This is a genomic window from Pseudomonas sp. GW821-FHT02H06 (assembly GCF_059421525.1).
The window spans coordinates 77,303-91,201 of record NZ_JBWKVD010000010.1 but is presented as its reverse complement, the minus strand read 5'-3'; the positions used below and the strand labels follow the sequence as shown (position 1 = coordinate 91,201).

The window sequence follows — 13,899 nt, the reverse complement described above, 5'->3', positions numbered from 1 at the left end:
CGAGCCTGATACGAAACTTGCACCCAACAAAAAGGCCGCGAGGGATGGGTCTTCCCTTCGCGGCCTGTGCTTCATGCGTCAAATGATCAGTAAAAATCAGCGGCGGTAGTAACCAGGTCCAGGGCCGTAACCGCCCCGTCCGCCATCGTATGGGCCACCGTCGTAATAGCGGTGTTCATGCCAGCCACCGCCGTGGCGGCCCCAACCCGGTCCGAAAAAACACCCCGAAACCGACGACGCCAGGGCAATCACCAGTGCGATTTTCGCGATTCGGCTAAACATCATAAGCACTCTCTTCATCCGGGCATCTGTCACCCGTTACTTCAGACATCAAGCCGACACATTCCGACATATCCCCTCGGTAAAGGTTGGGTAAAGGTCGGCTGACACAGTCACGGCGGCGCCATGCCGCAGGCGTCTCGGCCGCCTGCCGTACCCCTGCGCGTCCAGCTACGCTACTATGTGCGCCTTTGCAGGCCCGCAACCCTGCGTTTTTTGAACCCACACGGAACACACCCCTGTGACTCTGGAACAGAACTACACCGCCATCCTCGGTCAACTCGGCGAAGACGTCTCCCGCGAAGGCTTGCGCGACACCCCGAAACGCGCAGCCAAAGCCATGCAGTACCTTTGCCGCGGCTATGAGCAAACCCTCGAAGAAGTCACCAACGGTGCGCTGTTCAGCTCCGACAACAGCGAAATGGTGGTGGTCAAGGACATCGAGTTGTATTCGCTCTGCGAACACCATTTGCTGCCCTTCATCGGCAAGGCCCACGTCGCCTATATCCCGAGCGGCAAAGTGCTGGGCCTGTCGAAGGTCGCGCGCATCGTCGACATGTACGCTCGTCGCCTGCAGATCCAGGAAAACCTCAGCCGCCAGATCGCCGAAGCCATCCAGCAGGTCACCGGCGCGCTGGGTGTGGCAGTGGTCATCGAAGCCAAGCACATGTGCATGATGATGCGCGGCGTCGAGAAGCAGAATTCGTCGATGATCACTTCGGTGATGCTGGGTGAATTCCGCGAAAACGCTGCGACCCGCACCGAGTTTCTCAGCCTGATCAAGTGATCCCGGCGTCCTGAAGGCCGCAGCATCAGGCTGCGGCTGTCTGGCGGTTCGTGCCGCCGAGTGAGGTTTTAGCGTGTTGATGAAAGCAGTGAGAGTCGGTCTCGGCCAGCTCGTAATCGCGGGCGATTTCCTGACGCGGCCGAGCAAAAAGAAGCGTTCTCCCGAAGCCCAGGCTGCCGTCGATGCGTCGGCGAAAGCGCTGACGCTGTATCAGTTCCACGCCTGCCCGTTCTGCGTGAAAACCCGCCGGGCGCTGCGCCGTTTGAACGTGCCTGTGGCCCTTCGTGACGCGAAGAACAACGAGCCCGATCGTCAGGCGCTGCTCAGCGGCGGCGGCCGGATCAAGGTGCCGTGCCTGCGGATCGAGGAAGAAGGCCAGACGGTGTGGATGTATGAATCGAAAGTGATCGTTGATTACCTGGAGAAGCGATTCTCGGCGGTTTGATGCAGTCCACTCCCACGGGATCGGGGGTCGGCTCACCCTCTCAGCCATCCCGCAAAACCTGTGGGAGTGAGCTTGCTCGCGAAGGCGGCGTGCCTGCCGATGGAAATTCAGTGCGTTGACTGGCCAATTCGCGAGCAAGCTCGCTCCCACGGGATCGGGGGTCGGCTCACCCTCTCAGCCATTCCGCAAAACCTGTGGGATCCGGGGTCAACTCACCCTCTCAGCCATCCCGCAAAACCTGTGGGATCCGGGGTCAACTCATCCTCTCAGCCATTTCCCAAAACCTGTGGGAGTGAGCTTGCTCACGAAGGCGGCGTTTCAATCGCTGAAGATTTAGTGAATGTACCGCCATATTCGCGAGCAAGCTCGCTCCTACAGGAGTTGCGTCATCGGCGGGCCAACGTGGTGTCAAAGCCACAAAGCCAGCCTAAAAATTGAGCAGTTACCTCGGGCAGCCTTCCTGGCGACACGCCGTATACGCCTTCAATTGCTCAACCCGCACTTTGGTCTGCGCTGACAGGCATTGCGCCTGAGCCAGCGGCCACATGCTCCCGCCCTCCTCCCGCTTGCCGGCCTGATACTGGCAATCGGCGTCGCGAAACGCGATCCACTTCTTCTGCGCATCCTGCAGCGCTTTCTTGCGCGCCGGGGTCTTCAGGTAGCTCATCTGCGAGTTGTATTGGGTGTTCAATTCAGCGTCCAGCGCCTTGTATTCCTGGCTCGCGCACTGGTTCATCGACGCCTGATTGGCGTCGCAGTCCTGAGCCTGGGCCGAGCAGCCGATGCCCAGCGCCATCAACATTCCGACCGCGATCATCCTGTACTGCATGTCTCATCTCCTTATAACTGAACAACGCTGAAGTCAGTCCAGCATGCCGACGTAACCCGGTTGCTGTTTGACCCGCGCGAGCCAGGCTTGAATCGCCGGGAACTGCGTCAGGTCGAAGCCGCCCTGATCGGCGACGTGGGTGTAGGCGTACAGCGCGATGTCGGCGATGGAGAAGTTGTCGCCCACCAGAAACGGCGTGCGCAGCAGCTGTTGCTCCATGACTTTCAGCGCCTTGTTACCGCGCCGGTGCAACGAGTGGTATTCCTCCATCCGCTCCTCTGGCATCCCCAGATAAAACTGAATGAAGCGTGCCACCGCCAGCGTCGGCTCGTGGCTGTATTGCTCGAAGAACTGCCATTGCAGCATTTGCGTGCGCAGGCGGGGCTCGGTCAGCAGGTAAGGCGTGCCTTCGGCGAGGAAGTTGAGAATCGCGTTGGACTCCCACAGGCAGGTGCCGTCTTCGAGCTCAAGGACCGGAATCTTGCCGTTCGGGTTCTTCGCCAGAAACGCTTCGGTTTCGGTCTCGCCCTTGAGGATGTCCACCGGCACCCACTCGTATTCCGCGCCGAGCAGGTTGAGCATCAACTTGATCTTGTAGCAGTTGCCCGAGTTGTAATCGCCGTAAACCTTGTACATCAGCCCTCTCCCCTCAATCGTATGCCGTCAGTCGTGCCGGTCGTGCGTGTGCGTAATGTATCAGGCCGCCTGTGAAAGCTGTGTGTGCCGAATGACGGCGGCCAGTCGTTTCAAGCCTTCGTCCAGGCGCTCGGGGTCGATGTGACTGAAATTGAGCCGCAGATACCCCGGGTTCGCGTCCGGATCCGCAAAGAACGGCTCGCCCGGCATGAACGCCACATTCTGCGCCAGCGCGCTGTCGAGCAATGTGCGGGTGTCGAGCTTGTGCTTGAGGGTCAGCCAGAAAAACAGACCGCCTTGTGGGCTGTTCCACTCGGCCAGATCAGCGAAATGCCGCTGCAGCGCGGCTTCGAACGCATCGCGACGGGTGCGGTAGAAGCTGCGCAACTCCAGCAGATGTTGCTCGTAGTGCTCGCTGCCGATCCACTGCAACGCCTGCCACTGGCCGACTCGATTGGTGTGCAAATCCGCCGATTGCTTGAGCTTGAGCAAATGCGGGAACAGGTCGGGCGTGGCGATCAGGTAGCCGACGCGCAAGCCCGGCATCAGGGTTTTCGACACGGTGCCGGTGTAGATCCAGCTGGCTTTTTTCAGGCGGCTGACGATGGGCCGGGCGCTGCCGCCATCAAACGTCAGCTCGCGGTAGGGCTCGTCTTCGATCAGGGTGACGCCAAACTCGTCGAGCAACGCCGCCACCGCATCCCGCGCGGTTTCGCTGTAACGTACCGCCGACGGATTCTGGAACGTGGGAATCAGGTAGGCGAACGAGGGCGAGTGCTGCTCCAGTCGCTGGCGCAGCGCTGCAAGGTCCGGGCCTTCGGCGAGCAGCGGCACGGTCAGGCAGTCGGCGCCGAACAGCTGGAAGATCTGCAGTGCGGCCAGATAGGTCGGCGCCTCGAGCAGGATCTCGGTGCCCTTGTCGATGTAGAGCTTGGCGGCCAGGTCCAGCGTTTGCTGGGAACCGCTGACGATCATCACCTGACTCGCTTCGCAATCGATGCCCAGCACCCGCGCCTGAGCGGCCAACGCCTCACGCAACTGCGGCTCGCCTTCGCTCATGCCGTACTGGCCGATACTGCTCGGCATGTCAGACCATTCACTCTTCGGCAACATGGCTTCGGCCGGCAATCCGCCCGCGAAGGACATCATCTCCGGACGCTGGGCGGCGGCGAGGATTTCGCGAATCAGTGAACTCTTCAAACGGGTAACGCGTTCGGAAAATGGCATGGGATCACCGCTGGCGGAAAGAAAGGGGAATACGTCAAACTGGTTGACCGAAATTACGATGCCGCACACGGATACGTCAATATGCTTGACCTTAAAAATTCATCCACACAGCAAATTGCCATGGAAGCGTTTTTCTTCGGCTACCAGGCGTTCACCGCCAAGGCCGATGAAATGCTCGACCGTCGTGGCCTGAGTCGGGTGCACCAGCGCATCGTGTTTTTCATCGCTCGCTACCCTGGCCTGAGCGTGAAGGAATTGCTCGGCAAGCTCGGGGTGAGCAAGCAGGCGCTGAACACGCCGCTGCGGCAGTTGATTGAGATGGAGCTGGTGCTGAGCGTTGCGCCCGAGGACGACAAACGTAAGCGCCTGCTGGAGCTGACCGCCGAGGGACGCAAATTTGAAGAGTCGTTGCGCCGCGAGCAGGTCAAGCTGCTGCAACGGGTGTTCGCCGAAGCCGGGCAAGACGCGGTGGATGGCTGGATGGCGGTGAATCAGGCGTTGGGCAACACGATGACCCGCGGCTGACCCGCCGGTTTGCAGACCGCGGCCGAAACTGTGCCGACCATTGCGCCGATGGCTGTATTGCAACGGGGCATGACCACTGCGTATAGGCTGGCAGCTCTGTTCAACCGCTGCGCCAAGGATAGACCCGCATGACTGACGTGCCCCTCGCGCCATTGCGACCGCTGACCGACTCCTCGCCCTCCTCAATCGTCGCCGGCTTCATCGCCATGATGACCGGCGTCACCAGTTCGCTGGTGCTGATGTTTCAGGCCGGTCAGGCCGCCGGGCTGACCTCGGCGCAGATTTCCTCGTGGATCTGGGCGCTGTTCATGGGCATGGCGGTGTGCAGCATCGGCCTGTCGTTGCGCTATCGCTCGCCCATCACCGTGGCATGGTCGACGCCGGGCGCGGCATTGCTGATCACCAGCCTGGGTGGCGTCGCCTACCCCGAAGCCATCGGCGCGTTCATCACCTGCGCGGTATTGGTGATCATTTGCGGCGTGACCGGCAGCTTTGAACGGCTGGTCAAGCGCCTGCCGACATCACTGGCAGCGGCCCTACTGGCGGGGATTCTGTTCAAGATCGGCAGCGAAATCTTCGTCGCCGCGCAACACCGCACCGGCCTGGTGCTGGGCATGTTTTTCACCTACCTGATCGTCAAACGCTATTCGCCGCGCTACGCCGTGCTGGTCACCTTGCTGGTCGGCGTCGCGCTGTCGGGCATGCTCGGCCTGCTGAACTTCAGCGGCTTCGCCCTGGAAGTGGCGATGCCGGTGTGGACCACGCCGTCGTTCTCCATCGCTGCGACCGTCAGCATCGGCATTCCGCTGTTCGTCGTCGCCATGACCTCGCAGAACATGCCGGGCGTCGCGGTGTTGCGCGCAGACGGTTATCAGGTCCCGGCCTCGCCGCTGATTACCGCCACCGGGATCATCTCGCTGATCACCGCGCCCTTTGGCGCCCACGGCATCAACCTCGCGGCCATCAGCGCCGCCATCTGCACCGGCCCCCACGCCCACGAAGACCGCGACAAGCGCTACACGGCGGCGATCTGGTGCGGGATTTTCTACGCCATCGCGGGGGTGTTCGGCGCGACGCTGGCGGCACTGTTCGCGGCGTTTCCCAGGGAACTGGTGCTGTCGATCGCTGCCCTGGCGCTGTTCGGCTCGATCATCAACGGCCTGACCGTGGCCATGAACGAGCCGAAGGAGCGCGAAGCCGCGCTGATCACCTTCATGGTCACAGCGTCAGGCCTGACGCTGTTTTCCATCGGTTCGGCGTTCTGGGGGATCGTCGCGGGGGTGTTGACGCTGGTGATTTTGAACTATCGCAAATGAGCGCGCGCGGCATGCCACTCTTATGCAGGAGCGCGCTTACCCGCGATTCGCGGTGAGTCAGTCGACATCAATGGCAGCAGGCAGATTGCATTCACGGGCAAGCGCGCGCTCGTCAAACATACCAAATCCGCCGATGTATCTGGCGACCTACGGATTGTGGGAGCGAGCTTGCTCGCGAAGAGGCCGGGATATCCGCTGAGTCTTCAGTGGCTGAAATGCCGTCTTTGCGAGCAAGCTCGCTCCCACAGGAATTGCGTTTACTGCGCCACAGCGCGGCTGTCTGGACGATGGGGATCATCTACAGGTTGCACGTTGGAAACCGGGTTCGGGGGTGGACCTCAGCGACGACTGAACTGCAAAGGCGCGGGATCATCCTCCGGCCGAGCAGCGGAGCATGGCTTGCAAGCCCGACTCATAATTTGAAATGCCCGACCATGCCTTTCAGTTCCAACCCCAGCGAGGCCAGTTCGATGCTTGACGCCGCGTTGCCCTGCATCGCCAGCGCGGATTGATCGGCACTGGCGCGAATGCTGGTGACGCTGCGGTTGATCTCTTCCGCCACCGAACTCTGCTCTTCCGCCGCAGCGGCAATCTGTTGGTTCATCTGCTGAATCATCGACACGGCCGCGGCAATGCTGCCCAGCGCGCTCTCGGTCTGCAGCGCATCACTCACCGCCAGTTTGACCAGCTCGCCGCTGCTGCGGATTTGCACCACCGACGCCTGGGCACCGCTTTGCAGACGGCTGACCAGCCGCTCGATTTCTTCCGTGGACTGTTGCGTGCGCTTGGCCAGCGCGCGGACTTCATCGGCCACCACCGCAAAGCCCCTGCCCTGCTCCCCCGCCCGCGCGGCTTCGATGGCGGCGTTCAGTGCCAGCAGGTTGGTCTGCTCGGCGACGCTTTTGATCACGCCGAGCACGGTGCCGATGTTCTGGATTTCCGCGCTGAGGTTCTCGATGGAATCGCTGGCGGAACGGGACGACGAGGCCAACTGTTCGATCCGCTGCATGCTCTGGCGCACCACGGCCTGGCCCGAATCGACCTTGTCGTCGGCGGTCTGCGCCGCGAGCGCGGCTTCTTCCGCGTTGCGTGCAACGTCGTGGACGGTGGCGGTCATCTGGTTCATCGCCGTCGCCACCTGCTCGGTTTCTTCCTTCTGGCTGCTGACTTCCAGATTGGTCTGCTCGGTGACGGCCGACAGGGAATGGGCGGACGTCGCCAACTGTTCAATGCCCGCCTGCAACCCGCTGACGATAGTGCTCAAGCCCGCGCCCATCTGCTGCATCGCCTGCATCAGCTGGCCGATTTCGTCCTTGCGGGTGACATTCACGGTGCGGCTCAGGTCGCCGGCCGCAATCCGCTGAGCCGTGGCAATCACGCTGCGCAGCGGCGCGACGATCAGGCGCGTAATCACCAGCGCCGCGATCAGCCCGACCACCAGCGCCAGCACGGAAGAACCGATGATCATCATCGAGTTGGCCTGCAACTCACTCTGCATCGACTGGCCTTCGGCGTCATAGGCCTGATTGACCTGCTGAACGACGATTTTGGCGTTGCTCGCCAGTTGTTGCGAGACCTTCGCTTCCGACTCCAGCAGCCCGGTGTATTCGTTGAGCTTGTCGCTGAAATTGCTGATGTGCCCGCCGACCTCGGTCAGCACCGTGAGGTAACCGGCGTCCTTGATCACGCCCTTGAGCTGCTCGGCCAGTTCCTGCGCCTGAACCGCCTGCTCGATCTTGCCGGTCTTGACCTCCTCGCCCGAGCCCGTCTTGCGGCTCTTGTCGAGGCGCACCCGGGCCTCGTCCATGGCCTGCATCATCAGTTTGGACACCTGGCTGACCTGACCGGCCTGCTCGATGAACTCCGCGCCCTGCTGGCCCTGGGAATCCTTCAGCGTGTAGGCGCCATCATCGGCCAGCCCCGCCTGCAACACATCGAGATTATTGGCGACGCTAGACACCGACCAACTGGCCATTTCCAGCGCCAGGTCCTTGCTCTGACTGATGCTAACGAACTCGTCAAACGACGCACGATAGGCCGCCAGCGCCTGCTGCACCTGGCCCATCACCTGCTCGTTGATCGGCGCGCCGGCCTTGAGCTGCTCCGCCTGGGCATTCAAACCATCGAGCCCGGCGTGAACCTGATCGACCACCTTCGGGTCGCCGTGCAAGGCGTAATCCTGCTCCAGCAGCCGCACGCGATTCACATCACTGTTGAGTGCGGTCATCGCCTTAAGGCTGTCGAAATGCGCACTGATCGAGCGCAGCGACCAGACCCCGATGGCCGCGACCAGCGCCGTCAACAGCAGCACCAGCACGAACCCGAAGCCAAGCTTCTTGGCCATCCCCAGATTGGCGAAACGCGTCTTCACGGCCGACATCATCAGTTTCCGCTCCACAGCTTGAGGGCGCACATGGCAAGGCCATCCGCGCACGGCCAATCAATATTCGTAAAGATTCGCAATGCACACGGGGCAAAACAAGCTCTTGACGTCAGAATGATGGCAAATAGCTAGAGCGAGGTCGCTTACAGAACGGTGATCGTCGTACTAGCGCGTGGCCGGGGCCACCGTCAGCGTGCCCGCATCGGTATCCAGAACCGCATGACTGCCCAATGCCACCGCCAGATTGCGGTCGCCATGGCCGATGGACAGACCGCCAAGCACCGGAATGCCCAGGTTGCCCAGACGCTCGATCAAGACATCGGGCGGCCGGATCGGGTTATTGCCATGACCCGGCTCGCTGAACTGACCCAACGCGATACCGCCGAGTCGTTGCAGAATCCCGCAATTGAGCAGGTGAGTGATATTGCGGTCCACCCGATACGCCAGCTCGCCGACGTCTTCGAGCAGCAAGATCGCGCCCTCGAGATCCGGCATGAACGGCGTGCCGATGCAGGTGCTCAGCATGCTCAGATTGCCGCCCAGCAACACGCCCTCCACCGTCCCCGACGTACGCACGGTGAAGGTGGGTTCTGCCGGGTCGGCATGGATGACGGAAGGCTCGGTACTCATCAATGCCTGCTTGAGCGTGCTGGCAAAGATGCCGCCTTTTTCCAACTGAGCCGCCACCGGGCCGTGAACCGTGGATAGACCTGTGTGGGTCCAGAGTGCGGCGTGCAAGGCGGTGATGTCAGAGAAGCCGACGACCAGTTTTGGGTCGCGGAGGACGGCATCGTAGTCGAGTTGGCCGAGGATGCGCTGAACGCCGTAGCCGCCGCGGTTGCAGAAAACGGCGCGGATCTCGGGGTCGGCCAGGGCGTCGTTGAGGTCGGAAATGCGATTGGCGTCAGTGCCTGCCAGGAAACCGATGTTGTCCAGTGCGTGGGGGTAGACGCGGGGGCGTAATCCCCAGGACGTGAGCTCCCGCACTGCGGCCTCGACCCGGGCTTCGGCGACTGGGCCGGCTGGTGACACCAGCGCTACGGCGTCGCCAGCGCGGAGGGGTTGGGGGTGGAGGGTTGGGCGGGAGGCAGGCATTTTGGGGGCTCGGCGGGTGTTTGGTGATGGTGCAATGTAGAGCAGTGGGGGGAGTGAATCTAGTGGGGGGTGCCGACATAGCGAGTAGGACATGCCGGAGACACGGTTGCCAATTGGTGGGTGCGCGCCGGAGTGGACTTCGAGGAACCGAAGCTGTTGCGGGGTGAATCGGAGATCGGCGGCACGCAGCTTGATCGCGGAGAGGACCGGCGGGGTGAACGACATTTACGGGATGGCCCTATAGCTAGGGGTCCTGTGAATTCGGAATCTCGCATCGCGTTTAGGCCGAAATTATCGTGGATTGTGCAAGCAGTATCGAAATGATGGCATCCGTTGGAGATTTAGAGAATGATACTGTACATCTCGGTTGAATCTGTGCTGCTTCAGGTAGTCAGCGCGTGCTAGGAAAGCAGTTACAAACAAGGAGGATCAGATGTGGGCTGATGTCGATACGAACAAGGATTTTCTCAACTATTCGGAGGTCGCCGACCTCGTGGTCAATGTTATCCGTGACCCGTCAATGCGGCCGGTAACGGTAGGCGTTTTCGGGTCATGGGGTACTGGGAAATCTACCCTTTTGAACCTGATTGAGGGCGAGTTAAGTCCACCCGGCAGCGCTTCGGACTTTATCGTGGTTCGCTTCGATGCTTGGCTTTATCAAGGGTTTGACGATTCCCGTGCAGCGCTGATGGAGGTCATTGCTTCAACCTTGATCGAAGCAGCCCGGGAGTCAGAAACCGTTCTTCCCAAAGCCCAAAAGCTTTTTTCACGTGTGAACAAAATGCGTGCGTTGGGGCTTCTGGTTGAGGGCAGTGCTTTGGCGATGGGGATGCCTGCGTTTGGGTTTGGCGCCAAGGGGATAGAAGCACTGGGTAAGATTTTCTCTGGTGATGTTGATGGCGAGTCAATCGGTACACTGAGAGATGAAGGCGCGAAAGCCAAAGACCATCTCAAGGGTTTGCTGGCTGAGGAGAAGCAGCAGACTCCCCCTAAGCAAATTGCTGCTTTCCGCTCTGAATTTTCTGAAGTGTTGACCGGGCTGAATAAGACGCTAGTCGTCTTCGTTGACAACCTAGACCGCTGCCTACCCAAACAGACTATTCATACCTTAGAAGCTTTGCGACTTTTCCTGTTCATGAACGATACGGCATTTGTGGTCGCCGCTGACGAAGAAATGGTCCGGCATTCTGTAAGCGAGCATTTTATAGATCCAGGGGATCGGCATATAACCGATTATCTCGACAAGCTCATTCAAGTACCTGTGCGTGTGCCAATGCTGGGTGTGCAGGAGGTGAGGGCCTACCTTTTCATGCTTTTCGCCTCTGCTGGCAACAAGGTCGCTCCCAAACAAGTAGAAGCACTTCGTGCCGGGCTTGAAGAAAATCTACGCAAAGCTTGGAAAGATGAGCCGTTAACTACAGAGATAGCGCTTGGCCTACTGGGCGCTGATTTACCGATTGAAGTTAAAGAGGCTTTTCCTATCGCCGACCGAATGGCACCGATGTTGGCCAACTCAGGATCTGTTCTTGGCAACCCCAGAATTGTGAAACGGATGCTGAACGTAGTGCGCATGAGGGTTCGTGTCGCGAAGCTCCGTGGAATGCCAATAAACGAGGCCCTCATCGCCAAGATCGCGCTTTTTGAACGCTGTATGGATGAGAAAGCTGTCGCTCATCTTTATTCAGTGATTAATAGGGCCGCTGGTGGTAAACCTCAAGTTCTTGCAAATCTAGAAGGCCTTGTCGAAGATGCTGACGGGTTTGAAACTGAGTGCCCAGAGGCATGGAAAACAAAGGACAATCTGTTGAAAGACTGGGTTCGCCTCGAACCTTTGCTGTCGACCGAAGATTTGAGGCCCATTGTTTACCTGAGCCGAGAGACAACTCCTTTAAGGATTCTTCGTGCAGGTTTGTCGTCAGAAGCTGCGGAAGCTCTCGCAGTACTTAAGCGGATCTCAAATACATCCTCCCCTTCGGCAAAATCGGCCCTACAATCGATACCGTCAGATGAACACATTGCAGTCATGGTTCAGTTGATCGAGTCAATGCGTGCCCATTCGGATTGGTCTAGTAAAGCTGCTGGCTTCGATGGCGCCCAGCTTCTTGCAGACAAGTCGCAGGAGGCGGGTACGCTTTTATCCGACTTCATCCATACGATCATGCCTGGCAGGCTCAAGCCTTGGATGAGTTCCACGGTCAAAGGCAAGCGTTGGTTCAGGCCACTGGAGCGTAAGTGATGGGAACCTCCACGTCGAGCAAAGGGCCTGGCGGCAACTCCCCGTATGTCCCTGGTTGGGTTGATACTGACGGGCAACCGCCAATACCGGAAGCCCCACCACAAAGGTTCAAGGATTTCCGGACTAACCTAGGAAGGTTCGTTTCCAGCGGAGACAGCTCTTACCTCCGCGCCGCCATAGGTAGCTATGCGGGAAGAGCCACTGGTGGTAGTGCAGCTGGATCTGCACGTTTCGGTTCAATGGCCGGAGCAGGTGGTGCGCTGTTCGGTGCAATGGCCGCACTCAGGGAAGGACAGTCCCCGCCAGGACTAGATTTAGCGTCGCTGAATGGTCAGGACACCGACATAGCGATCGATATGATCGTTGAAGCGCTTACTCCTGAAGATGGCGACTCGGACCGAGTTCGAGTAGCGATGAATGAGGCACTAGCAGAATGCCTCGATGGCTACGATGAGTTCGATTTCGAGAGCATTTCGGGCGAGATGTTGGTTCAGATGATGGTGGTGTACGTCACCAAGTGCGTGTTTGGCCAAGTGGTTTTGGACTCAAACGATGCATTCGCGAAAGCAGATACACCGGTCAAGGTGGAGCAAGCTGAGAAGGATTTGTATGCTCTCGTTGAGTCAGTCACGGACAAACATATGCGGCCTCTTCTATCAGGCAATCTAAAGTCATTTTCCAACGTGCAGGTTCAAAACATTCAGCTAGCCGCCATACGAGAAGTGTGGAGTGAGTGGGAGATGTACCAAGAGTGACTGATTTAATTTTCAATCATGACGCAGATTTGCTCCCGATACCCTCCGATGGAACCATTCCGGTATTGATGTACGGAACTCGTCCTCCGGCACAGGGAACTTGCTCCATTGGTGGTCCTGCGCGCGCAGCAGTTCGTCGTTTAGGAGCTCCAGTCCATCGGACCGGTTTCGATCTGCTCACTATAGCGATGGCGGTCACGGCAGCTGATACCTTTGTCGACAAGGCAGCAGCTGACGATGGCTGGGCCCGCAATCTAAGTCTGACGATACCAATTGCTGATCCGGCTCGTTGGCAGCCTGCTGTGCCGTTGCTAGAGAAAGCCCTCCATTTTCTGAGCGGTGATATTTGGAAAATTACGCTGCTGCCAGATGGGCCTAGGCAGCTCACGCCACAGAATCGTGGTCATATCACAGTCATGGCAGGCCATGACTGTGTGAGCCTGTTTTCAGGGGGTATGGACAGTGGGATAGGGGCTTTGGACTTGTTGGCCAAAGGTCGTCGTCCACTGTTGATTAGTCACGCCTACAGAGGTGATGCGGAAAAACAAATATTTATCCGTGACCACCTCCCGGTGAAAGTTTCCAGGTTTGCCCCAGTCGCACATCCATTGTCGCTGCTTGGCAAACCTACGGATGTGCAAATGCGGACCCGAAGTTTCAACTTCCTTGCCTATGGTGCGTTGGTTGGGTCGACACTCGCTCAATTGCGGGTCGCAGGAAAACCTGTCGAGCTATTCGTTCCTGAAAATGGGCTTATCGCCCTAAACCCGCCGATGACTCCGCGTCGGATAGGGGCACTGAGCACTCGAACGACTCACCCCCATTTCCTAGGGCTGTTTCAGCAAATTCTTGATGTGGTAGGACTGCCTGTACTAGTGAATAATCCTTATTCATTGAAAACCAAGGGCGAGATGCTGGTCGAATGTTTAGACCGAGCAAGCCTAAGCTTTCTAGTATCGGAGACTGTGTCGTGCGGGAAGTGGAAAAGGTCTCATCAGCAGTGCGGGAAATGTGTTCCTTGCATAATAAGGCGGGCGTCCTTTCATGCTGCTGGCATGTCTGATCTCACCGATTATCATGCCAAAGGCAAAGACCTCACGGCAGTCATTCGGGATGCCAATGGAAGGGATGATTTGATGGCGATGATTCTCGCAGCCCGTCGACTGCCTTCGGAAAATGTCGCGAGATGGATCTCGAAAGCGGGACCGCTACCCTTTGATCGTAATGCGAGAGACCAGTTTTACGGAGTAGCAAGAAGAGGTATGAACGAAGTCAGCGCGTATTTGAGTAACCAAGGGCTGGTGTGAGTTAGTAGAGGCGGGTCTATCAGACTCGGGTCGCGATCAGGGCACTAAGTCCTCGTTTAGCTTATAAAAATTACGTAAA

12 protein-coding genes and 1 pseudogene are annotated in these 13,899 nt (G+C 58.9%); 7 read left to right on the top strand and 6 right to left on the bottom strand.

Going from position 1 to position 13,899, the window contains the following annotated elements; all coding sequences use genetic code 11:
• Nucleotides 1-520: 520 nt before the first annotated feature.
• Nucleotides 521-1,066 carry a GTP cyclohydrolase I FolE gene (gene folE, locus AC07VF_RS17245; RefSeq protein ID WP_065989346.1) on the top strand — a complete coding sequence of 182 codons (546 nt, stop codon included), beginning with the start codon at nt 521-523 and terminating at the stop codon, nt 1,064-1,066.
• A gap of 79 nt (nt 1,067-1,145) precedes the next feature.
• Nucleotides 1,146-1,511, top strand: a complete 366-nt coding sequence (locus tag AC07VF_RS17240; RefSeq protein ID WP_282373082.1) for a glutathione S-transferase N-terminal domain-containing protein — start codon at nt 1,146-1,148, stop codon at nt 1,509-1,511.
• Nucleotides 1,512-1,953: 442 nt separating this feature from the next.
• Here AC07VF_RS17240 and AC07VF_RS17235 read toward each other — a convergent pair whose 3' ends face one another.
• The 3 genes from AC07VF_RS17235 to AC07VF_RS17225 are packed head-to-tail and all read right to left on the bottom strand — an operon-like array spanning nt 1,954 to nt 4,203.
• Complete coding sequence (locus AC07VF_RS17235; protein ID WP_495008967.1) at nt 1,954-2,340, bottom strand: lysozyme inhibitor LprI family protein; 387 nt, start codon at nt 2,338-2,340, stop codon at nt 1,954-1,956.
• Between the two features lie 33 nt (nt 2,341-2,373).
• On the bottom strand, nt 2,374-2,976 hold the full coding sequence (locus AC07VF_RS17230) for a glutathione S-transferase family protein (protein WP_369306134.1): 603 nt from the start codon (nt 2,974-2,976) through the stop codon (nt 2,374-2,376).
• A gap of 60 nt (nt 2,977-3,036) precedes the next feature.
• Entirely contained in the window at nt 3,037-4,203 is a 1,167-nt protein-coding gene (locus tag AC07VF_RS17225) for an aminotransferase-like domain-containing protein (protein ID WP_495008966.1), read from the bottom strand.
• 81 nt (nt 4,204-4,284) lie between these two features.
• On the opposite strand from AC07VF_RS17225, the gene AC07VF_RS17220 reads away from it, so the two are divergent.
• Both AC07VF_RS17220 and AC07VF_RS17215 read left to right on the top strand, forming a co-directional pair.
• On the top strand, nt 4,285-4,728 hold the full coding sequence (locus AC07VF_RS17220) for a MarR family transcriptional regulator (RefSeq protein ID WP_192175054.1): 444 nt from the start codon (nt 4,285-4,287) through the stop codon (nt 4,726-4,728).
• A 128-nt stretch (nt 4,729-4,856) separates the two neighbouring features.
• Nucleotides 4,857-6,044, top strand: coding sequence for a benzoate/H(+) symporter BenE family transporter (locus tag AC07VF_RS17215; RefSeq protein ID WP_495008965.1), 1,188 nt, complete (start codon nt 4,857-4,859; stop codon nt 6,042-6,044).
• Between the two features lie 412 nt (nt 6,045-6,456).
• Here AC07VF_RS17215 and AC07VF_RS17210 read toward each other — a convergent pair whose 3' ends face one another.
• From AC07VF_RS17210 to AC07VF_RS17200, 3 genes and pseudogenes are all read right to left on the bottom strand, one after another.
• Nucleotides 6,457-7,161, bottom strand: a complete 705-nt coding sequence (locus tag AC07VF_RS17210) for a methyl-accepting chemotaxis protein (protein ID WP_495009067.1) — start codon at nt 7,159-7,161, stop codon at nt 6,457-6,459.
• 204 nt (nt 7,162-7,365) lie between these two features.
• Nucleotides 7,366-7,512 (bottom strand): annotated as a pseudogene (locus AC07VF_RS17205) (HAMP domain-containing protein); the annotation flags it as partial.
• A 1,080-nt stretch (nt 7,513-8,592) separates the two neighbouring features.
• The gene (locus tag AC07VF_RS17200) at nt 8,593-9,522 is read right to left on the bottom strand and encodes a S66 peptidase family protein (protein ID WP_495008964.1); all 930 of its coding nucleotides are present in this window, start codon (nt 9,520-9,522) and stop codon (nt 8,593-8,595) included.
• Between the two features lie 433 nt (nt 9,523-9,955).
• Here AC07VF_RS17200 and AC07VF_RS17195 point away from each other — a divergent pair, with 433 nt between their 5' ends.
• The 3 genes from AC07VF_RS17195 to qatC are packed head-to-tail and all read left to right on the top strand — an operon-like array spanning nt 9,956 to nt 13,820.
• On the top strand, nt 9,956-11,758 hold the full coding sequence (locus AC07VF_RS17195) for a KAP family P-loop NTPase fold protein (RefSeq protein ID WP_495008963.1): 1,803 nt from the start codon (nt 9,956-9,958) through the stop codon (nt 11,756-11,758).
• Complete coding sequence (locus AC07VF_RS17190; protein ID WP_495008962.1) at nt 11,758-12,513, top strand: Qat anti-phage system associated protein QatB; 756 nt, start codon at nt 11,758-11,760, stop codon at nt 12,511-12,513. Before AC07VF_RS17195 ends, AC07VF_RS17190 begins: the two co-directional genes overlap by 1 nt.
• The gene (gene qatC / locus AC07VF_RS17185) at nt 12,510-13,820 is read left to right on the top strand and encodes a Qat anti-phage system QueC-like protein QatC (protein ID WP_495008961.1); all 1,311 of its coding nucleotides are present in this window, start codon (nt 12,510-12,512) and stop codon (nt 13,818-13,820) included. Before AC07VF_RS17190 ends, qatC begins: the two co-directional genes overlap by 4 nt.
• Nucleotides 13,821-13,899 lie beyond the last annotated feature (79 nt).

Coding starts and splice junctions, on each gene's coding strand:
- AC07VF_RS17240 (WP_282373082.1), top strand. CDS start 1,146: ATGAAAGCAGTGAGAGTCGGTCTCGGCCAGCTCGTAATCGCGGGCGAT.
- AC07VF_RS17235 (WP_495008967.1), bottom strand. CDS start 2,340: ATGCAGTACAGGATGATCGCGGTCGGAATGTTGATGGCGCTGGGCATC.
- AC07VF_RS17230 (WP_369306134.1), bottom strand. CDS start 2,976: ATGTACAAGGTTTACGGCGATTACAACTCGGGCAACTGCTACAAGATC.
- AC07VF_RS17225 (WP_495008966.1), bottom strand. CDS start 4,203: ATGCCATTTTCCGAACGCGTTACCCGTTTGAAGAGTTCACTGATTCGC.
- AC07VF_RS17220 (WP_192175054.1), top strand. CDS start 4,285: ATGCTTGACCTTAAAAATTCATCCACACAGCAAATTGCCATGGAAGCG.
- AC07VF_RS17215 (WP_495008965.1), top strand. CDS start 4,857: ATGACTGACGTGCCCCTCGCGCCATTGCGACCGCTGACCGACTCCTCG.
- AC07VF_RS17210 (WP_495009067.1), bottom strand. CDS start 7,161: ATGACCGCCACCGTCCACGACGTTGCACGCAACGCGGAAGAAGCCGCG.
- AC07VF_RS17200 (WP_495008964.1), bottom strand. CDS start 9,522: ATGCCTGCCTCCCGCCCAACCCTCCACCCCCAACCCCTCCGCGCTGGC.
- AC07VF_RS17195 (WP_495008963.1), top strand. CDS start 9,956: ATGTGGGCTGATGTCGATACGAACAAGGATTTTCTCAACTATTCGGAG.
- AC07VF_RS17190 (WP_495008962.1), top strand. CDS start 11,758: ATGGGAACCTCCACGTCGAGCAAAGGGCCTGGCGGCAACTCCCCGTAT.